The organism is Kushneria indalinina DSM 14324 (genome assembly GCF_003385845.1).
Lineage (GTDB): Bacteria > Pseudomonadota > Gammaproteobacteria > Pseudomonadales > Halomonadaceae > Kushneria > Kushneria indalinina.
In genome coordinates, this window is sequence record NZ_QRDJ01000012.1 from 15,609 (window position 1) to 34,855 (window position 19,247).

Genomic DNA, 19,247 nt, shown 5'->3' on the forward strand with positions numbered 1-19,247 from the left:
ACGTAACAATGTCGATGCAATCACTGTTTCAACGTATCTCGAGCGGCTTCACTCGCTCCTGCCAGAAGCTGGTTGTCTTGGCCAGCGCGGCTGTTCCGGGGTTGGCGTTGGCTGATCTTCCCGAGCTCGAGGAGCCGACACAGGGCAGTGACGGAATTCGCTCTCAGGCCCAGGGCTATCTCTACGACTTCGGTGTTCTCGGTGGTTTGATCATTTGTGTCGTGGCTTTTCTGTTTGTGGCCATGTCTGCCATCTCGTCTTTCCGGGAAGCTCAGGCTCGGGGTGAGTGGAGCAAGTTCGGGATCACATTTGTGGCCGGCGTCATTCTGGTCTTGGCCGTTATCTGGCTGGCGACCGAAGCCGCGCCCATCTTGGCTCAATAAAGGGCGGGATCATGGCAAGCATCGACTTTCTCCCGAAGAGACTTAACGATCCCCCGGTAGTGTTCCGGGGGATGACGACTCGCGAAGTCGGGATGATGGCTGGAGCGGGATTTGTGGCATTCCTTTTGCCAGGTATCGTTGCTGCGTTCGTCTTCGGAATGCCTGCCATGGCACCCACCATCGCCTTTATGGGTATGGGGGGCTTTCTCGTAGCCGGTGGCAACATCATGCGACGCCTCCGCCGAGGTCGCCCCTCCTCCATGTTGTACCGTCAGCTTAACTATAAGCTCGCTGCCGCAGGGATCAGCGTCGGCGACGAGCGCCTCATTACCCACTCCAGTGTCTATCGCATCGGCCGCGAGACTCATGGACAAGGAGATTTGCGATGAGCCGTACGCGTAATGCACTTGGGGCGCGAGATTCGCACATCACCACACTCAGGATTCTCATTGCCGTTCTGGTTATCGGGTGCATCGGGTTGGGATATGGCTGGTACAGCGCTCCGAAGGATTTGACGATTTCCATCCCCCCAGACCTGCGATCCGGGTCGACTCAAAAGTGGTGGGAGAAACCACCCTCCGCTGTTTATGCCTTTACCACCTATGTCTGGCAGCAGATCAATCGCTGGCCTGCCAATGGTGAAGAAGATTACAAGCGCAATCTCTATGCCTACTCACCGTTTCTCACCCAGTCCTGCCAGGCCGAGCTGGAAGAAGACTATCGCTACCGCAAGAAGCGGAACGAGTTGAGTCAGCGTGAGCGAAGCGTATTTGAAATTCCTGGGCGGGGATTCAGCAATGATCAGTCAGGCCCGGGTTCAGTAGAAGTCGTGTCACGTGATCAGTGGGTCGTCAATCTTGATCTTGCCGTGAAAGAAACCTACTCCGGCACGCCTATTCGTGATGTCTTCATGCGCTTCCCGATTCGAGTTGTACGCGCTGAGGGCGATCCGCAGAACAATAAATGGGGCATGCAAATCGACTGTCTGGCACGGCCTGCTCAGCGATTGGAAGTTCCGCGACTGGAGGAAGACTCATGAATCGCCTCAAGACGTCATTGGTGAAAGGCGGGCTGTGTGTCTCGCTACTGGGAGCTGCACTCCAGGCGCATGCCGTGGAAATTCTTCATTGGGATCGCCGGCCGCTCGACATTGATCTACCGGTAGGTACCGAACGGGTCATCATGCTCGATCGTAATGTACGCGTAGGCTTGCCACGTGAAATTGCGGATTCGGGTGTTCTTCGAGTGCAAAGCGCCGGTGGCGCAATCTACCTGAAGGCCGATCAGCCTTTCGATACTCAGCGGGTTCGTATTCAGGACGTCGAGACCAACGAGGTTGTCCTTTTCGATCTGACCGCCAAGGAAAACGGTGCAAGCGACGAGGAGATCAAGGTAGTGATCTCGGAGGAAGACGGGAAAAAATCCTCGGATAGCACCTCACAGGATGGCCAGAGCGATAAGGGCCGAGACACTGGCAATCAGGAAAGCAAAAAGTCATCAGTAGGAACGCCTGTACCGGTGGTCCTGACACGATTTGCAGCACAGTCACTGTATGCGCCCAGTCGAACAATAGAGCCGGTTCAGGGACTCAGTCGGGTGGCGATGCGTTTGCCTGACACTATGCCATCGCTGCTGCCTTCATTGCCGGTAGCGGCAACGCCGGTGGCCGCCTGGAAGCTCGATGGTTGGACTGTCACAGCGGTAAAGCTCTCCAACCGGGATCCGTCACGCACGTTCGAACTCGATCCGCGCTGGCTTCAGGGTGATCTCTACAGCGCCACTTTCATGCATTCCACGCTTGGACGGCGCGGTAGCGTTGAGGACACCACCACCGTTTTTATCGTCACAAATGGTCAGTCTCTTGCCAAGGCACTTCCGCTGTCGCAGGGAGATAACTCATGAAACTCCAAGGGAACGCACTACTCAAGTTCGGGGTGCCTGTACTGGTGCTCATCATGATTATGATCGTGGTCAAGGGTTGCAGTGGTGGTAGCGACGATGACGCCGACCAGAGCCGTCAACAACAGGAAGAACAGGACGAAACCCGGTCGCTGTCGCAGGAAGAGATGGATGCTCTCGGTATCCAGGGTGATTCCTCACAGGACACCGTTGCCACTCTGGTAGGCCAGATAAACTCCTGGGATCGTAAGCGTGACCGAGATCTGGAACGCATGGAGGAATTGCTTGAGGAGAACAGGCGCCTCTCCGACCGCGTATCCAATGTGGATCGTGCTGTCGACCAGGCAATAGAGCAGGAACGCGAGCGCCAACAAGAAGCTCGCGAGGAGAGTGAAGAGTCTCTGATATCAAACTTTGAGCAGCGTCTGAACCGTCTAACAGGAAGCAAAAAAGACGAGGGCGACGGATCTCAGAGTGATGACGATATGCCAGTTGGGTTGGGACTCGAGGGAGGCGGTGGCGCTTCGGGCAATGGCTCGAGCGGTGGCAATCTCGCATGGGTCGAACCCATGGATCAGCGTCAGGGAGAAGATCGCTCAAGTGGTAGCCAGGGCGACGGAGGCTCAGCCTTTCCAACCTCATTCAAGGCAGCTGCCGATACGGCAGGTGATATGGCCTCTCAGACCTCCAGTGCCGTAGAGTCAAAAGTGACGGGTGAGCCGGATGCTTCCAAGGTCGATCCGGTTTATACCATTCCCGAAAATTCGACCCTCATGGGGTCGTTGGCGATGACCGCACTACTGGGTCGGGTGCCTGTCGACGGCACAGTGAATGACCCATATCCCTTCAAGGTGATGATCGGAAAAGACAACCTTACCGCGAACGGAATTGAGTTGCCGGAGGTAAAAGCGGCGGTGGCCAGCGGTACCGCGACCGGTGACTGGACGCTTTCATGTGTGCGCGGAAACATTACCAGCCTCACATTCGTTTTTGAGGACGGCACGATCCGCACCGTTCCCACACCCGATGACGTCAATAAGGGCAACAGCAATAGCAACGACAATAACCGCAATCAGACCATCGGTGGGGGCGATTCCATCGGCTGGCTCAGTGATCAGTCCGGTATCCCCTGCATCAGTGGTGTACGGCGCAGCAATGCCCAGCAATACCTCGGCACTCAGAGCCTGCTGACTGCCGCTGGCGCTGGTGCAGCCACCATGCTCTCTGACGATGACTCTACCTCGATCACCTCAATGAATGGCAATGGGTCCATCTCGCAGGCCATGACTGGTAATCAGGCCGTTGGACAGATTCTGAGTCAGGGCGTCAACGACATGAGTGAGTGGGTCAACAAGCTCTATGGGGAAGCGTTCGCAGCCATCTATGTACCACCGGGAAAAAACGTGGCCATCCATATCAACAAGCAGCTGCCGATCGATTACGAGAACGAGGGGAGGAAGGTGCGCTATGACACGTCACACGCAACCACAGTCGGGCTCGACTGATCGGCGGGCACCAGTGTTTGCCACTCTCGCATTGATTGGACTGGGGCTTCTATCGGGCTGCGCAACTTCGAAGGATGAGTTGATGCCGACCAATGGCATGACCATGCAGGAACTCTGGGAGCAGGGATCCAGCGAAGACAGTGGCAAGGCGTCAATGGGTAGTACAGGCCAGCAGGCGGTAAAAGCGGCGCGAGGCTCCTTGCGCCGGCCGATCAGCGCCAGCGAGATGGTTGACGAACGAACCCGTTATACCCGTGACGCTGCGAACGAGATTCAAAGTCAATTCTCGCGCCTGCCCAATCCGGATCTGGTGATCTACATCTATCCCCATATGGCTGGTGATCAAAGCGTCCCAGTGCCGGGGTACTCGACAGTGTTCCCGCTTTACCAGAAGCCGCAATATGCGATGCCGGGAGAAGGTGCACGTCCAGTAGGGAGGACACGTTAATGTCGGCATTCAATGCGTTCATGAATCGAATGTTTGCTCCCAAGAGTGTACAGGCTCAGAGCGGTGCTGAAGAGCAGATCAGTCAGGAGAATGAGCGACAGGAAGCGCTGAATGAGCGAGAACTCCTGACTGATGAAACCGGACGTCCACTGTCATTGCCTCGCGGCAAAAAGCCGACCGTCAGCGATATCAAGCGCGAATATCAGCGAGCGCCCTCATTTGCCAGTCGCTTGCCATGGACCGAGTATCTCCCTGAGTCCGGCTGTTTTCTGCTTGAGGATGGTGTGTCGCTGGGTGTCGTGGCCGAGATTACGCCGGCTCCCTCTGAGGGACGTTCTCTTGAGGCGCTTGAGGCAGTGCGCGATCAAATTGAAGCGGCACTTCAGGACAGTCTGCCTGAACTGGATGCCAACCAGTGGGTCGTTCAGCTTTACACCAAGGACGACACTGATCCTCGAGAGGATATCGAGCGTATCCGTGAGTCGATCCCGGAACATTTGAGAGAGACGAAATATACAAAGGCATGGCTAGCCAGTATGGAGGCGCATTTCAAAGCGATCTCCCGACCAGATGGCATGTTTGAGGATGACGCCATCACCCAAACCACCTGGAGGGGCCAGACCCGGCGTACACGCTTGGTGATTTATCGCTGGGCGGGGCAGAAAAACAAGTCAAAGCTCGGGGAGCGGCGCTCGCGCTTATCTCCCGAGGCGCTGTTGAACCACGTTTTCGGTAAGCTGGAAGCCAAGCTCGCAAGCGCTGGCCTTCCGGTACGTCGTTATGATGGGCGTGATTTCCATCGCTGGATGATGCCTCGCTTCAACCCCCGTCCGAAGTTTTCACCAGACGATCCGCAGCGTTTCTACGATATCTTCGACTATCCGGGCGATGATCCGGACGTCAGGCTCTGGTCATACGATCTAGCCGAGGGAATGCTGGCCAGCTCGCCACGAGCGGATGCGGAGTCCGGACTATGGTACTTCGACGGCGAGCCACAACGAGTTATCCCTGTCGAAGAGTTTCGAAAGGTGCCCCAGGTAGGGCATTTGACTGCCGAGATTTCACGTGGCCAGACGTCAGTGCGTAATGCAACTTTCGATGTTCTTCCGCTCGGGGTTGAAGCCTGCCTGACAATTGTCGCTATCCCCCAAGAACCGCTTGAAAGCCACATTGATCAGTTGAGCAAGAAGGCCGTAGGTGACAGCGTCCTCGCCGGCAACGTTCGGCGTGACTGTGCTCAGGCCAGAGAGTTTCTGGGCAAAGATCACAAGATGTACCAGTCTGCGCTGGCCTTTTTCGTCAGCGGCCGCGATGAGGCCGAACTCGATCGTCGTGTCATGGACCTTACGACGCAACTCAGCACCGCCGATCTCAAGCCGGTTGAACCGGAAAATGAGGTGGCGGCACTGAATACCTATTTGCGCTGGCTGCCGATGAATTTCGATCCAGAGATTGATCGCAGCAATCGCTGGTATACCCGTTTCAATTTCGTTCAGCATCTGGCCAATCTGGCTCCCGTTTACGGACGGGCTCGAGGTACTGGCCACCCCGGTATCAGTTTCTTCAATCGAGGCGGTGAGTCGCTGACCTTTGATCCACTCAACAAGCATGACCGCAAACAGAACGCCCACATGTTCGTGTTTGGTCCTACCGGTGCGGGTAAGTCAGCCACACTCAACTCGATGCTGGCACAGATGGTGGCCATGCGCCGGCCGCGTCTATTCATCATCGAAAAGGGCAACTCCTTCGGACTATTGGCTGATTATTTCGAGCGTATGGGGCTATCCGTCAACAAGGTAAAACTCGCCCCGGGGGCAAAAGCCAAGCTGCCACCTTTTGCTGACGCTCACCGCCTGATGGACCCCGAAGTACGTGAGCGCCGCGTGGTGCGCGATCGGCAGGACTACAGCGAGTCACCTGATGATCTCGCAGCCTCACCAGAGGACTTGCTCGAAGCGATCGGTACAGATGACACCGATGATGAAGATGTTGAGCGTGATCTGCTCGGCGAGATGGAAATGATGGCTCGCCTGATGATCACCGGCGGTGATCCCAAGGAGGAAGGCGATTATCGACGAGCCGACAATCGCATGGTACGCGATGCGGTAATGATTGCTGCCGAGAGTTCACACGCTGAGGACCGGCAGTGTCTGACAGGGGACGTGCGTCAGGCGTTCTATACCCTGTCACGTGATGAAAACCTTCCCGAAAGCCGTCGAAATCGTGCGTACATGATGGGCGAGGCTATTGGCATGTTCTGCGATGGCTTCGATGGACAGGTATTCAACCAGCCAGGTGAAGCCTGGAAAGAGTGCGACGTTACCATTATCGATCTAGCGCACTATGCCAATCCTGGCTACGAGGCTCAGCTGGCGCTGTCGGTGATGTCGATCACCAACATGATTACCACCATGGCCGAGCGTGATCAGTACAGTGGACGGCCGATTATTCAGGTCATTGATGAGTGCCACCTTTTGACGGCCAACCCACTCCTCGCACCGTTCATGGTCGGAGTGGCCAAAATGGGCCGTAAGCTCAATCACTGGCTGTGGCTGGCGACCCAGAACGTCAAGGATTTTCCTGACGTTTCGGCCAAGATGCTCAACATGATGGAGTGGTGGCTGTTGCTCAACATGCCACCAAACGAGATTGCCGAGGTCAGCCGTTTCAAAACGTTGACTGAAGACCAGCGGTTGCTGGTTGAATCCGCGACCAAGGCTTCAGGCAAGTACACCGAGGGTGTGGTTCTGGGTGGCCGACTGCAATCGCTCTTTCGTGTTGTCCCGCCAAGTCTTTACCTGTCGCTTGCTGGAACCGAGCCGGAGGAAAAAGCCGAGCGAGCTGAAATCATGCGTGAGCTGGGCTGCTCTGAACTTGATGCGGCCATCAAGGTAGCCGAAAAACTGGATCAGCTGCGTGGGCTGAAAATCGAAGCGGCAGGTGCGGAGTCAGATCATGAGCGTTGACCCCTTAATTTTGAAAGTCGCCATCCTGATTCTTGTTGCGGCGCTGGCTCTGGTTGTCATCGGCATCTTGTTTCGACTGGTCAAGGGCTTTCGTTCTGGCAAAGGACAACTTCCCTATGCCGCGCAAAAGCAACTCAACACCCCTGCCGAACAGGCTTTTTTCGCTGCCGTGGATCGCGCCGTAGAAGGTCGGGCGATGATCGCCTGCAAGGTGCGGATTGCCGATGTACTTCAGGTGAGCTTTCGCAAACGCAATAACCAAGACCAGCGTTGGTGGCGATTTTTTCGCCTTATCAGTTCCAAACACGTGGATCTGGTTATCTGTGAATCGCGTGGGGGGCGCTTTCTTGCAGCGATCGAGCTCGATGATCGTAGCCACAATCGCAGTGACCGCAAGCGACGTGATCGCTTTGTGGACCAGGCGTTTGCTTCGGCAGGATTACCACTTCTGAGATTTGCGGCCAGTGGCAGCTATGATGTCCGGGAAATACAGCAGAGACTTGAACCTCATCTCTCTACTCCGGGAAAGGATCACTAGCATGTCACCGCTCCATATCAACAACACAATGAGCCTCAACGTAAGCCGGCATCTATTTCATCTGCTACCAGTTTTGCAGGTAGACCCCTTTGATCGGGTCGCACCAGAAAACATCAAGCTGACCGTAACAGTCAGCTGGCGCAATCAGCCTGTCGAGCCTGATGAGGGATGGATCATCCATCAGCCGTATCCCAACAAGCTCTATTTTGTTGCAGGCTCGCAACTCTGTTCGCTGGGCCGCTTTATACAGTTACCGGATGACCAGCATAGCGGCACGATCACGTTTCAATGGCTTGTCGAAGCTCCTGAAGTTCCTCCTGGATACTTTCGTGTCGATCATCAGCTGGATATCGCGTTCGCCGAGGGCCGGGGAAATACCTGGTCTATGGACGTTGCCAATTGGTGGGCCTTGAGCGAATACGCAACAGAGGGCCACTCCAAACCCGAGATCGGCCGTAACCGTTTTTCCCGGATCAAGCGTCAGGGGATCTCACCATCACGGCGAGCGAGCGTTTCTGAGGCAACGCAGAATGGCTGCCGTCATATCTCCATTCATGAATCCCTGACATTGCCGGCAATCGCGCTGAGCAGCTGCTGGACCGTCGCAACATATGGCGGCGAAGACATATCGAATTGCCTGGAGACTATACCGTGAAGAAATTGTCCATCGGCCTCGCTGTTGCAGCTGCCTCGATGTTTTCCTCACTCGCGTGTGCTGACACTGATGATGTTGGTTTGAATGGCTCATCTCCGGAAGCGCTCAAAGACCTCACCATCAATGGTCAGGAAGTGACGCCGGAATCGGTCCGTCGAGTGAAACTGGAAGGGCCAATATACGAAGTACGGCTGCGCAATGGTGATACGTTTTACAGCGATGCCCAAGGCCGTTACATGGTAGTGGGCAATCTGTATGACAACTCGCCCGATGGACTCATCGATGTCACCGAGCAAAACAACCGACAAAAACGGCTGGACCAGCTGAATGCTCTTCCAGCTGGGGAGACAGTCGATTATCCGGCTCAGGGTGAAGAAATCGGGCAAATTACGGTATTTACCGACACAACCTGCCCCTATTGCAAAAAGCTGCATCAGGAAATCGATCAACTGACACAAGCGGGCGTCACCGTGCGCTACGTTCCATTCCCTCGCGCGGGCAGCAACTCCTCCTCAGCGCATCAATTGTCCAGGGTCATGTGCTCAAAGAAGCCAGAGGATGCGATGACAAAAGCGTTCGCTGGCCAGCGCCTCGACATTACTCCAGTCGATAGCTGTGACGATGCCGTACATAAAGGATTTCAGCTGGGACAGCGTTTTGGGGTGCAGGGTACGCCATCCATTGTGCTTCCCGATGGAGAGATGGGAGAAGGCTATGTGCCATCCCAAGAGCTGATTCAGGCGATCAAAAGGAGCGATGTATGAGCCCGCTGCGACAGCGACAAATCTTTAGCGAGGCCATCCAGTTCGCAATCAACGATGACGAGCCGTCTACATTCCTGCGTTTGTGGCTCGAGGGCGACTGGCTCGCCCTCGAGCGTGAGTGGCCAAACTATGTGGTTCCTGAAGAGCTGAAACGCCACGAGCCAGTAGATGGCTGAGCGTTTCAACGCTCGTAACATGAAACATCGCGAACGTATTTAACGTTCTCCGGCGCGTCCTGCCGGCCTGCCTGTCAGTCTGTCCCCTCGATCGATTCATACATGGGAGCCGCTCATGTCCCCCGCTTGTCTATTGCGGCCGCGCGCCGCAACGCTTTTCTTGTGTCTCCTTGCCACGGCCACGATGAGCCACTGTGTTCTTGCTGGCGTCGAGGTTTTCACTGTTGCTGGCCAGCCGGTCATCAACGTTCCTGATTCAGCAGCCGTGGTGGAGCTGGACGCCCCTGGGCGACTGGATGCACGTATTTCGCAGGATCTGCCGTCCGATCCCGCACGGGCCAAGCAGGTATTGCAATCACGCATGAACGGTCCCGAATGGCAGCAGACCCTCCAGCGGTACGGCCAGCTTTATCAGGGTGTGGCCAGAGCTTGGATGCTGGGTGTAGAGAAAGTGCCAGCAGTTGTCGTTGACAGTAGCTACGTGGTGTATGGCGAACCTGACGTTGCCCGGGCTCTCGATGCGATTGAGCAAGCCAAGGGGAGCAACCCATGAATCGGCTCTTTGTTCAGTTGCCGATGGCTCTTGCTTTTGCGGTGCTTTTTGGCTTAGCCAGTATGGTCAGTTCCCCAAGAGCGTATGCCATTACAACGCCTGAGATTCTGCAATCGTCGTTGAGCCCTCAATGCCTCGACTATCAAGTCATTGGCGTTTGTGCCTGGCTCTATTGCACGCCGTGGGGCTGCACCGTACGCACCTCGATTCGAGTAAAACACTATATACCTGAGCTGGTTGTAAGTGCCTACGAGAACACAGGTGATAATCCCTGGACTGAAATCGCGATGCTCTCGCCTCCTACTGGCGATGCCATCGGAGGTGGCTCGTCCCGCGAATCCGTTCCTGAGCAGCACACAAACACGCATTTCAAGAATGTAGATGCGATCGGGCATCCCTCTGAATTGTTCTATAACTTCGCCGGTGGTTTTGGCTGGTTCTGCGAAAGCAATTCAAAGCCTTTCAATCCGTATTTTATTTCTACGCTCGATGCTTTGGCCTGGCGCTCCGGCGTCCCGGAGATGGCGTATCCCGAAGCCCTGACACCCGGTATGCGAGAGATGGGCGAAGTGGGCGATCTATGGAGCCCGATCTATCCCCGCAGTGGTTTCGTTTCACAAACGCATGACTACAAGGTCGCCGCGACGGCAGCGCAGCGCGCGGCCGACGTAGTGACACGCCGCGGCGAACCTCACGTCTACCAGCCCCTGATTGCTCGCAACTCATCAAGCAGCGGCATCTGGGGTCCGGATCCTGTCGAGGAAGGGGATTCCGAGACCCACGAATGGCAGCAGCTGGCCCCCAACATGCGCATGTCCTGCTCCACATTCCCCGATGGTGGCGAAAACGACCAGTTACAGGATCCCGGTGATTATGCCTGGACGCTGTGGCGTCCCTATCGCTGCTGCAAAAAACGGGGCCAAGAATTGCTGTATTTCACCGGAGAGTAAGCCATGAAACGAATCCTTTTTCCTCTGACCCTCTCGGTGGCGTTGGCAACACCGTTACTGGCTCAGGCTGGATCAGCAGACACGCTCTATTACGATATCGGGGGCGCTTCCCCTTTCGGCGCTTCGGCAAGTCTCGGTCATGGGCCACGCGCGCAGCGGCTGGGTGTCAGCTGGGACGTCAATGCGACTTGCGGTAATTTTGATGTGGGCTCAACCGTGAGCAACCAGCTTAACGGCGTTACCAACGGCTTCCAGAACATGATGGGCAATGTGGTCTCAAATGCCACTGGAGCGGTGGCCAGCCTTCCCGCCATGATCATTCAACGCTCAAACCCGGCGCTATATGACCTGATCACCAACGGTGTCATGCAGGGGCGTCTCGATTTCGATAAATCCAAGCTTAGTTGCCAGCGTATGTCCGAGCAGCTGGCCGACGCCACGCTGGGCGGCAAGATGCAACAGGGAGCCATGGCCGAAAATTGGCAGGACATCGCGTCCAGCAATCCTGACGCCGTATCTGCTCAAAAAACTGCCGAGGCGCAGGCAGGGAATGGCGGTCGTACCTGGGTTGGTGGCCAGAAACGCGGTGGCCGTGGCCAGCAGCCTATACGTGTGGTCGAGGATACTGCCAAGGCAGGCTACAACCTGCTGCATGGTCGCAATGATCCCACTACCGATGAATCGGTTTCCGGCGGCGGCGGCGGCTGGGGGTCAGTAGCTACTTCAAATGGTGATTGGGTTGGTGGGGGTGGTATCGCCGGCGGAAACGGCAGCAACAACGGCAGTGGTAGCAACGACTGCATGGGTGGCATGTGTACGGTCTGGGGCTCGCCCGAAGACGCAGCCGAGTGGACCAAAAAGGTTGTTGGTGATACCGAGCTACAAACCTGCGATGGCTGCGAGAAGGCGCAGAGCATTGCGGGCACTGGACTGATCCGCGAGCTTGAGGAGGAACAAGACACTATTCATGACAATCTGATTGGAATGCTCAACGGCGGCGAGATCACCCAGTCCAAATTGAATGATGTCTCCGCAGGTAATGGTTTGGCCGTCTCGCGCGCCGTTATTGAATCCATGCGGTCGGACCCCCAGGGCCAGCTGCTTGCCCAGCGATTGGCGAGTGAAATGGCGCTGGCCAGAACGCTTACTAAAGCCATGTGGGCACGCCGTGCACTGGTGGCTGGTACAAGCGACCCCGGGGTCGAGAACAATCAGGAAGGCATGTCAGCTCTGGATCGCAAGATCGAGGCGTTCAACCGTGATATTCAGCTGCTTCAGAGTGAGATGGATATTCGTCGCTCACTGTCGAGCAATGCGGCATCACAAGCCCTTCGTCGAGCATCCAATCGTGCTGCTGCTTCCAGCCAGAATGAAACCACGCTGCCGAAGCCGGTGCTGGATGAGCGCGGCCGTCCGATCCAGGGAGGTGACTGATGTTCATCAAACGTCTGCTCAATCCCAAACGGTGGCCATCTATCGTGGTGTTCGGGATGGTTTTGATTGGTGTGTTTTTTCTGAGCGGAGTGATTGTGTCGCTGGTTACCCATCTCATGGGTAGCCGCGAGGTTTTCGCTGCTGCAAAGCAGGCAGCTCTGCCATGGCTATTTCTTTGGCGTTGGGCCTGCTATGCAGGGCTAATTGTTGCCTGGTTGCGTGTCTGGAAGCCACGTGTGCTCAAGCATCTCGCAAAAGACCGGGACGGTGGTGAGGCAGCACGAGGCAGGCTCAAGCGCCTCGAAATCCTGACGCTGATCGCCATGGCCGGCATCGAGCTATTCAATACAATTGACTGGCTCGGGGGTGATACATGAATGCTGACCTGAATGTTACTGATTACTTTGAGCAGGTCATGCTGATGGTCGGCTGGGTAGTGAACAATGGTATCTGGTCAGCTCTGATGCAGTCAGGGCTTGCGCTGGTGCCCTTCGTTGCCTTGATCATTTCGGAGTGGTTCAAAGTCCGACAAGAAGGCGAGGACGAGGGCAACAAAGGGGTGCTGTTGATCGCCCGTTTAGAGGCGAAGCTCTATGCCATGGTGATCTGTTATGCGTTCACCTGTGTGCCGATGATGAGCCTATCCTTTAACCCGGTGAATACCATCGAACGCACAAATGCCGATGGACAACAGTGCAGCGTGGCCGTTATCGGACAGGGGGAGTGGGGCAGCAGCACCCTCAACTCGATCGATGGCCAGACTGCTCAAATTCCGCTTTGGTGGGCGATGGTGCATGCCGTTTCCAAGGGGATGACCAATGTGGCTGTTTCCAGTATTCCGTGCACTACAGACTTCCAGGCCATCACTTCGGAAATTGATGCCCAGTCGATCACTGATCCGGGGCTCAAGCGTGAGGTAGGAGAGTTTCAGCGTCAATGCTATGGGGCAGCCCGTAATCGCCTGTTCCAGCAGGGTGGAACCATAGATGCACTGGAAGCGCAGGACGTTGACTGGCTTGGCAGCGACTTCTTCGTGACCACGCCTGGCTACTACGATTCTTTCTACGCCGGCAGACCAATCGAAGGATTCTCCTATCGCGAAAGTCGGGATCAGGCCCGCCCCAACACTGGCGCCGGTCGCCCCGGCTATCCCAGCTGTCGAGAGTGGTGGACTGATAGCGAAAACGGACTGTATTCACGACTGCACGACGAGGTTCAACCGGGCTTCTGGGACAACTTCCGGTCGGTTTTCGCCATGGAAAGTGCTGAAGACCAGGTTGTTCGGCGCCTGATCAGTCAGCGAACCGGTTCAGCGAATGGCAACCAGGATATAGCCGTCACCGGCTACGGCAATCTCAGTGGTGGCGACGACATCGAAGATACTCTCTCGATGGCAGTGGGAGGAGTAGGCGGTGCCATAGGTGGGGTTATGGGCAAAGCTGGGATGGACATGCTCAAACGCGCCTTGCCGATGGTGCAGTATGTATTGATCATGGCCATTGTGATCTGCCTCCCGTTCATCATGACGGTTTCAGGTTATTCCGTAAAAGTTGCTGGTACAGCAAGTTTCGGGCTTTTCGCGCTGATGTTTCTGACTTTTTGGTGGGAGCTTGCACGCTGGATCAACTCGAATTTGATTGACCTTCTCTACAGTTCTGATGCTGCCAAGATGAGCATCATCGCTGTCGCACAGAATGGGTATGATCGAATGGTTCTGACATTCGTGGAGTGGGCCACATTCCTGATATTGCCAGGCATATGGGTTGCTGCTCTTGGTTGGTCAGGGATGAAAGTGGGAGCCGCTGTTTCGCAGAGTCTTGGTGAAGGTACCAAGGGAGCTAAAGGCGCTGGCGATCAAGGCAGTAAAGCAGCGTCAAAAGCCGCAACGAAATAAAAGCAGGAGAGAGCCGGCCCGGGCATCGGGCCGGCTTCACACGTTACGGTCAGTCATATCACCAAAACCATCCGAACTTTTCCCGTAGCTGAACATATGCGAGTCATTCGAAGCATCGTCGTTATTGGCACTGCCTGATGCTGCACTAGCAGCTGCTCCGAATAGCCCCGATGCGCCTGCTGCGGCTGCTTTACCGGTAATTCTGGATAGATCCATGGCCAGCTGGGCGGTTGCCTTGCGGCCTTTGGGACTCAGCAAATCTGAGAGCTTCATAGAAACCTCCCTTGGGTTTATGAGCATCTACTTCAGACTAACCCTGAAGCCGTTCCAGTGCAAATCGTAACCTCTATCTGACAAAGCCTCTGAAAAGGGCCAAAAGGGCCAACAAAAGGCTGGAAGGGAAGGGGTGATAAGGGGAAGGGGGGTATCCGGTTTTACAGGCCAACCCCAAAAGGCCAACCCCAAAGGGAAAGATCAAAACCGAAAGGGAAAAAGCCACCCCACCAGCAGCAGCCCTTGTTGACGTTGATCACCACCAATCAGATACTCAAGCTGCACCACGTCAGCTGTTAACGGCAATAGCAGCGCCCTTTGCCTCCGGGCAAATCCCGAAGCCGTAACGTATCCTGGGAGTCGGCGCCCTTTCATCGGGGCTGGATACAGCTATCAAATTCTCGGCCCTGAGCCGAACCACCCACCGGGGAAACACTTTCCCCGGTGGGGATGGTGTTTCCTCCGTTTTGGAGATACACCATGAGCTCACGAATCGTTGCCACAGACAATGTGATTGCCCAACTGATCGGCAAGATCGCTCTGTATAGACATTTTCATGAACCCGACAACCCCGATGATGAAGAGCTGCTTCAGTTCCAGAAAGATAACGACAAACTTCTCTGGATCGCACGCACAGATGCTTTCTCGTTAGGTGAGCGATGCGCTTTCTTTGACGAGTATTATGAAGAGGGCGATCTTTGGGAGCTGGAGGCATTCGGTCTTGAAGATTGGTTCTTGGACGGGCATCGCCTTGCCAAAGCCCAGGTAATATTCGAGATCTATTACCGTAATCGAGCTGGTGAGAGAGAACGGGCGTTAACGACAGGGGCAAACTCTAGCCAAGCCACAAACGTGTTGATTGAAGACAACCGTCTAAACACCTTTTTGGAGATAGAGCGCGTCCTACCTGTCACTCGCTCCTTGTTTCGGCCATACCAGACTCGATTCCAGAGCCTGCTCAAAATCCAACCCAGAAGCTCTATTCTACGCTTCTACTGAAATTTCAAACCCGGCTATCGCCGGGTTTTTTGTGGGTGGCCACCTGCCTTGTGGCCGTTGGCAGAGATCGCCATAATCGACCCTGCAAGCGTTTGCTGTTGACGTTACAACAGCGCCCTTTGCCTCCGGGCAAATCCCGAAGCCGTAACGTATCCTGGGAGTCGGCGCCCTTTCATCGGGGCTGGATACAGCTATCAAATTCTCGGCCCTGAGCCGAACCACCCACCGGGGGAAATACTTCCCCTGATGGGGATGGTGTTTCCCCCGTTTTTGGAGATTCACCATGACTTTCAATCAGCAATCCCAGCAGGAATTTGTCACTGTCGGCGTCGGCAACAATACGGCGTTTCGTGGTATTTACAGCGTCCACTACAGCGAACAGGAAGCCCGCGATAACCTCCCAAGGGTTGAAGCCTACTACCGGGAGCGCGAACCTGAGCGCCTGCCAGTGCAGGTTATGACCTTTGACGAGTTTTTTGCTCTCCAAAAAAGTGCGCTGTCAGCAAGACCTGCTGACCGCATCGACAGCGAAAAATTTCGAGAAATGCTCGAGGTACTGCCACCCAAGCATTGGTACATAGGCAAGCATTCCAAGCAGTTTTGCATGAGTGTGCATTTCGAGCGGTTTTGCATGATCGAGCATTTCTACAACAGCTGGACGTCGCAGTATGTCCAGAAAGGCTATCGGTTCATGTGCAAGTTGGTGGATGTTACCGATAAGGCGACCTGGGTCACGCAAAACAACTTTGATGAGCTGTATGCGGCTGCCCCACTCTCTTTTTGGCCATGCCAGGCTCGACCCCTGAACTTGCTCAAAATCCAACCCAGAAGCTCTATCCTGCGCTTCTGCTGAAATTTCAAACCCGGCTATTGCCGGGTTTTTTCATTCGTGGCCACCTGTCTTGCAGCATCATGTGCTGATCGCCATAATCGACCCTGCAAGCGTTTGCTGTTGACGTTACAACAGCGCCCTTTGCCTCCGGGCAAATCCCGAAGCCGTAACGTATCCTGGGAGTCGGCGCCCTTTCATCGGGGCTGGATACAGCTATCAAATTCTCGGCCCTGAGCCGAAACACCCACCGGGGGAACACTTTCCCCGATGGGATGGTGTGTCTCCTGGATCTACCCACTGATCTACTGGAGCATCACCATGAATCCATTCAAAGGCTCTCGAGCCCTGCTGTTCTCTGTCCTGATACCGATCATGTTGCCTCAGCTTATGCCTGAGTCGGTTCGTCTGATCTGGCTATTGCTTGTTGCCCTCGTTGTGCTCAAGCGCATGGGACTCATCAACTTCGATCTCGGTCGTGCCTCTTCTGGCGATGATGAATCGGTTTCTTCGAAGCCATCCGATTCGTCGCGTCAGAACCACGCCAAAAATCAAGGTGAGATCGTTGCCATGGGCAGCGCTCCTTATCAGTTCAACGAGGCCAACCGCCTCAATTACTACATCACACTGCGTTCAAAGCGCGGTGACAGGACCATCTGGGGAATTGATCTCAAGCGCGTCGCGCATGAGACCCCATTGGCCGTTGGCGACAACGTGGCGCTCGAGTTTCTCGGTCGCCAGTCCGTTGTTGTCAATCAGCCGGTTCGCAATGACCAGGGAGAGATCGTGAGTCACCGAGAGGTGAACACGCATCGGCATTCCTGGGCGGCGCAGGTTCTGCCGGCATAAACCAAGCGGTATTCCACCCCAAGGGGAAGTTTTCTTCCCCTTGGGGGAAGTGCTTCCCCTTTTTCTCGAGGAGAAGCACTCATGAATCGCAACACTCAAAACGCCATGATCCGTATCGATCTCACTCTCAAGGCGCAGCGCATCGGGCTTTGCCCTAATCGTCGCGACGTGATGGTGATGATGGAGCAGCCCCTCATAAACGAGGTGGCCATGCTTTATGAGACGGCAGGCATATCGCATCCGGTTCTCGACGACCTGCACTGGACTGAACGCCTGGATGCGTTCATGGAACAGGCTTATCAGGAACTGGAGAAAGCACCGAACGGTAGTCGATCGTTCGATTTCGACATTGCTGCACCGCATCGCACCGGAGCATTGCTGCTTCCGTTGCATGTCGGCGTTCACGTAGAGATCGAGCATCACTTCGGTAAACAGGCGTTGGTATTTTCGCTCTCCGGTCGTGACCGGTTAGCCGCCTGAATATGCGATGATACTCATCAAGGAGCCCGGCAAGCCGGGCTTTCTTCTAATCAAGGAACAAAACCATGACCTTTATCAAAGCCTTTCGAGTCTGCCTGTTGGCTGTATTCACGGCTCTACTATTCAAGTCATCTACGCCGATCATGAGCCTGCTGGTGATCTGGTTCTGGGTGGCCATCATGTGCCTGGTGGTTAAAGACTTCGTCCGCATCCGATTCCGCGATCGAACGCTGACTTTATCGATAGGTCTTCAAAGGCAGGGCAATACTCAGTCATTGCCCTCCAGAGACGTACCAGAAAGCACCTGACCTGCTGACAAGCCATTCCTATGGCTTTTACTCAATGCTGATCCGGCCACTCGGCTGACTCAGCAATAGGCTTTAAACGCCCTTCACATAGCCGATTTTTCGGCACCCTCCACCCCGACCGGGATCTACTCCCGGTTGGGGGAGCTCCCGGTCGTCATTATGAGATTTTGACGATGGCCGACATCTACCAAGCGATCACTGATCGGATTCTGGAAAGTCTCGAGCAAGGGCATCTGCCTGGTATCGGGAAACCCTGGGATCCATCGAGTCGAATGCCATTCATACCCTGCAACGCTGTCTCCGGTCGCCAGTACAGCGGCATTAACGTGCCTCTGCTTTGGGACATGGCTGACAAGTGTGGCTTTTCACAGGACCGCTGGCTGACCTTTCGCCAGGCGAAAGAGGCCGGTGGCACAGTACGCAAGGGTGAGAAAAGCACGCTTGCATGCTTCTACAAGCCCATGAAGCGCGAGATCGTCGATAACGCCGGAGAGCCCGTACTGGACGACGAGGGCAATCCCAAGGAGAAGCATTTCGCGATTCTGCGGGGTTTCAATCTTTTCAACGTTGACCAGTGTGACGGCCTTCCCGATGAGATAACGAATCCGCCGCCGGCTTCGGTTGAGGGGTTCGACAGCGTTGATGCGCTGGATGACTTCATCGACGGCTGTGGCATCAAGGTTACGCATTCGCTGGATCGCGAACACGCGGCGTATTACCCCCGGCAGGATCGGGTACTGCTGCCCGCGAAGGAGCGGTTTCACGATGCGGACAGCTACTACAGCGTTGCACTGCATGAATTGACCCATGCGACCGGACACGAATCACGTCTGGCACGCATAGGAATTACCGATCCCGAGCCATTCGGTTCCGACCGATACGCGCTCGAGGAGCTGGTCGCGCAGCTGGGCAGTGCCTTCCTGTGCGGGCATTTCGGGATTCGCAATGAGGCATTTGACGCCGCCTACATCGCCAGCTGGATCAGCGTGATGAAAGCGGACAAGAAAGCCATTTTCCGTGCCACTGGCGCGGCGCGTCTGGCAGCGGATTTTCTGAAGCAGTCTCATCAGGAGAACCGTGCACCGGCATCGACCGATCAAGCACCGAAGGAAAGCGCAAAGGCTACGCCGACGCGCCGCCCCCAGGTAAACGATCAGGACATCGAGCTATTCGGGCATCTATGGCCATTGGGCAACAGCGTCAAGCTGGACTCGACGGTCGATCGCGGCACATTGCGCGCCCAGATCACACGCCTGAAGCAGATGGGCTACGTCCTCGATGCCGCAACACAGACATGGAACCTCTCGGCTGCCGCAGCGGCCTGATCTTTTAACAAGGAGCACG

The 19,247-nt window shown here is 55.5% G+C and carries 23 protein-coding genes; 22 read left to right on the forward strand and 1 reads right to left on the reverse strand.

Annotated elements, in window-relative coordinates; translation table 11 throughout:
* The first annotated feature begins 8 nt into the window (after positions 1 to 8).
* The 16 genes from C8D72_RS16790 (at position 9) to C8D72_RS16865 (ending at position 14,165) form a co-directional block, all read left to right on the forward strand.
* Positions 9 to 383: a TIGR03745 family integrating conjugative element membrane protein gene (locus C8D72_RS16790; protein WP_245955319.1), complete on the forward strand. Its 375-nt coding sequence runs from the start codon at positions 9 to 11 to the stop codon at positions 381 to 383.
* 11 nt (positions 384 to 394) lie between these two features.
* Positions 395 to 772, forward strand: coding sequence for a TIGR03750 family conjugal transfer protein (locus C8D72_RS16795; protein ID WP_115855615.1), 378 nt, complete (start codon positions 395 to 397; stop codon positions 770 to 772).
* Positions 769 to 1,422, forward strand: coding sequence for a PFL_4703 family integrating conjugative element protein (locus C8D72_RS16800; protein WP_115855616.1), 654 nt, complete (start codon positions 769 to 771; stop codon positions 1,420 to 1,422). Before C8D72_RS16795 ends, C8D72_RS16800 begins: the two co-directional genes overlap by 4 nt.
* Complete coding sequence (locus tag C8D72_RS16805) at positions 1,419 to 2,285, forward strand: TIGR03749 family integrating conjugative element protein (protein WP_115855617.1); 867 nt, start codon at positions 1,419 to 1,421, stop codon at positions 2,283 to 2,285. The genes C8D72_RS16800 and C8D72_RS16805 overlap by 4 nt, the downstream gene beginning before the upstream one ends.
* The gene (locus tag C8D72_RS16810; protein WP_115855618.1) at positions 2,282 to 3,787 is read left to right on the forward strand and encodes a TIGR03752 family integrating conjugative element protein; all 1,506 of its coding nucleotides are present in this window, start codon (positions 2,282 to 2,284) and stop codon (positions 3,785 to 3,787) included. The genes C8D72_RS16805 and C8D72_RS16810 overlap by 4 nt, the downstream gene beginning before the upstream one ends.
* 13 nt (positions 3,788 to 3,800) lie before the next feature.
* The gene (locus tag C8D72_RS16815) at positions 3,801 to 4,235 is read left to right on the forward strand and encodes a TIGR03751 family conjugal transfer lipoprotein (RefSeq protein WP_425453304.1); all 435 of its coding nucleotides are present in this window, start codon (positions 3,801 to 3,803) and stop codon (positions 4,233 to 4,235) included.
* Complete coding sequence (locus C8D72_RS16820; RefSeq protein ID WP_115855620.1) at positions 4,235 to 7,201, forward strand: conjugative transfer ATPase; 2,967 nt, start codon at positions 4,235 to 4,237, stop codon at positions 7,199 to 7,201. The genes C8D72_RS16815 and C8D72_RS16820 overlap by 1 nt, the downstream gene beginning before the upstream one ends.
* On the forward strand, positions 7,191 to 7,739 hold the full coding sequence (locus C8D72_RS16825; RefSeq protein ID WP_115855621.1) for a DUF2726 domain-containing protein: 549 nt from the start codon (positions 7,191 to 7,193) through the stop codon (positions 7,737 to 7,739). The genes C8D72_RS16820 and C8D72_RS16825 overlap by 11 nt, the downstream gene beginning before the upstream one ends.
* A gap of 1 nt (position 7,740) precedes the next feature.
* On the forward strand, positions 7,741 to 8,394 hold the full coding sequence (locus C8D72_RS16830) for a hypothetical protein (RefSeq protein WP_115855622.1): 654 nt from the start codon (positions 7,741 to 7,743) through the stop codon (positions 8,392 to 8,394).
* The gene (locus C8D72_RS16835) at positions 8,391 to 9,158 is read left to right on the forward strand and encodes a DsbC family protein (protein WP_115855623.1); all 768 of its coding nucleotides are present in this window, start codon (positions 8,391 to 8,393) and stop codon (positions 9,156 to 9,158) included. Before C8D72_RS16830 ends, C8D72_RS16835 begins: the two co-directional genes overlap by 4 nt.
* A complete protein-coding gene (locus tag C8D72_RS16840) occupies positions 9,155 to 9,334 on the forward strand; it encodes a hypothetical protein (protein ID WP_115855624.1) in 180 nt (59 codons plus the stop codon). Before C8D72_RS16835 ends, C8D72_RS16840 begins: the two co-directional genes overlap by 4 nt.
* A gap of 115 nt (positions 9,335 to 9,449) precedes the next feature.
* A complete protein-coding gene (locus tag C8D72_RS16845) occupies positions 9,450 to 9,887 on the forward strand; it encodes a TIGR03757 family integrating conjugative element protein (RefSeq protein ID WP_245955320.1) in 438 nt (145 codons plus the stop codon).
* Positions 9,884 to 10,837 carry a TIGR03756 family integrating conjugative element protein gene (locus tag C8D72_RS16850; protein ID WP_115855625.1) on the forward strand — a complete coding sequence of 318 codons (954 nt, stop codon included), beginning with the start codon at positions 9,884 to 9,886 and terminating at the stop codon, positions 10,835 to 10,837. Before C8D72_RS16845 ends, C8D72_RS16850 begins: the two co-directional genes overlap by 4 nt.
* A 3-nt stretch (positions 10,838 to 10,840) precedes the next feature.
* Complete coding sequence (locus tag C8D72_RS16855; protein WP_115855626.1) at positions 10,841 to 12,271, forward strand: hypothetical protein; 1,431 nt, start codon at positions 10,841 to 10,843, stop codon at positions 12,269 to 12,271.
* A complete protein-coding gene (locus tag C8D72_RS16860) occupies positions 12,271 to 12,648 on the forward strand; it encodes a hypothetical protein (protein ID WP_115855627.1) in 378 nt (125 codons plus the stop codon). Before C8D72_RS16855 ends, C8D72_RS16860 begins: the two co-directional genes overlap by 1 nt.
* On the forward strand, positions 12,645 to 14,165 hold the full coding sequence (locus C8D72_RS16865; RefSeq protein ID WP_115855628.1) for a conjugal transfer protein TraG N-terminal domain-containing protein: 1,521 nt from the start codon (positions 12,645 to 12,647) through the stop codon (positions 14,163 to 14,165). Before C8D72_RS16860 ends, C8D72_RS16865 begins: the two co-directional genes overlap by 4 nt.
* Before the next feature lie 36 nt (positions 14,166 to 14,201).
* On the opposite strand, the gene C8D72_RS17410 is transcribed toward C8D72_RS16865, so the two are convergent.
* Complete coding sequence (locus C8D72_RS17410; protein WP_147301561.1) at positions 14,202 to 14,438, reverse strand: hypothetical protein; 237 nt, start codon at positions 14,436 to 14,438, stop codon at positions 14,202 to 14,204.
* Between the two features lie 480 nt (positions 14,439 to 14,918).
* Between C8D72_RS17410 and C8D72_RS16870 the strand changes: the two genes are divergently transcribed.
* From C8D72_RS16870 to C8D72_RS16895, 6 genes are all read left to right on the forward strand, one after another.
* Complete coding sequence (locus C8D72_RS16870) at positions 14,919 to 15,437, forward strand: hypothetical protein (RefSeq protein WP_147301562.1); 519 nt, start codon at positions 14,919 to 14,921, stop codon at positions 15,435 to 15,437.
* A gap of 283 nt (positions 15,438 to 15,720) precedes the next feature.
* Positions 15,721 to 16,290, forward strand: coding sequence for a hypothetical protein (locus C8D72_RS16875; RefSeq protein ID WP_115855630.1), 570 nt, complete (start codon positions 15,721 to 15,723; stop codon positions 16,288 to 16,290).
* Between the two features lie 297 nt (positions 16,291 to 16,587).
* Entirely contained in the window at positions 16,588 to 17,115 is a 528-nt protein-coding gene (locus tag C8D72_RS16880) for a hypothetical protein (protein WP_115855631.1), read from the forward strand.
* Between the two features lie 81 nt (positions 17,116 to 17,196).
* On the forward strand, positions 17,197 to 17,595 hold the full coding sequence (locus tag C8D72_RS16885; protein WP_115855632.1) for a hypothetical protein: 399 nt from the start codon (positions 17,197 to 17,199) through the stop codon (positions 17,593 to 17,595).
* A gap of 65 nt (positions 17,596 to 17,660) precedes the next feature.
* Positions 17,661 to 17,903 carry a hypothetical protein gene (locus tag C8D72_RS16890; protein WP_115855633.1) on the forward strand — a complete coding sequence of 81 codons (243 nt, stop codon included), beginning with the start codon at positions 17,661 to 17,663 and terminating at the stop codon, positions 17,901 to 17,903.
* Positions 17,904 to 18,076: 173 nt separating this feature from the next.
* Entirely contained in the window at positions 18,077 to 19,228 is a 1,152-nt protein-coding gene (locus C8D72_RS16895) for a DUF3275 family protein (RefSeq protein WP_115855634.1), read from the forward strand.
* The last annotated feature ends 19 nt before the right edge of the window (positions 19,229 to 19,247 follow it).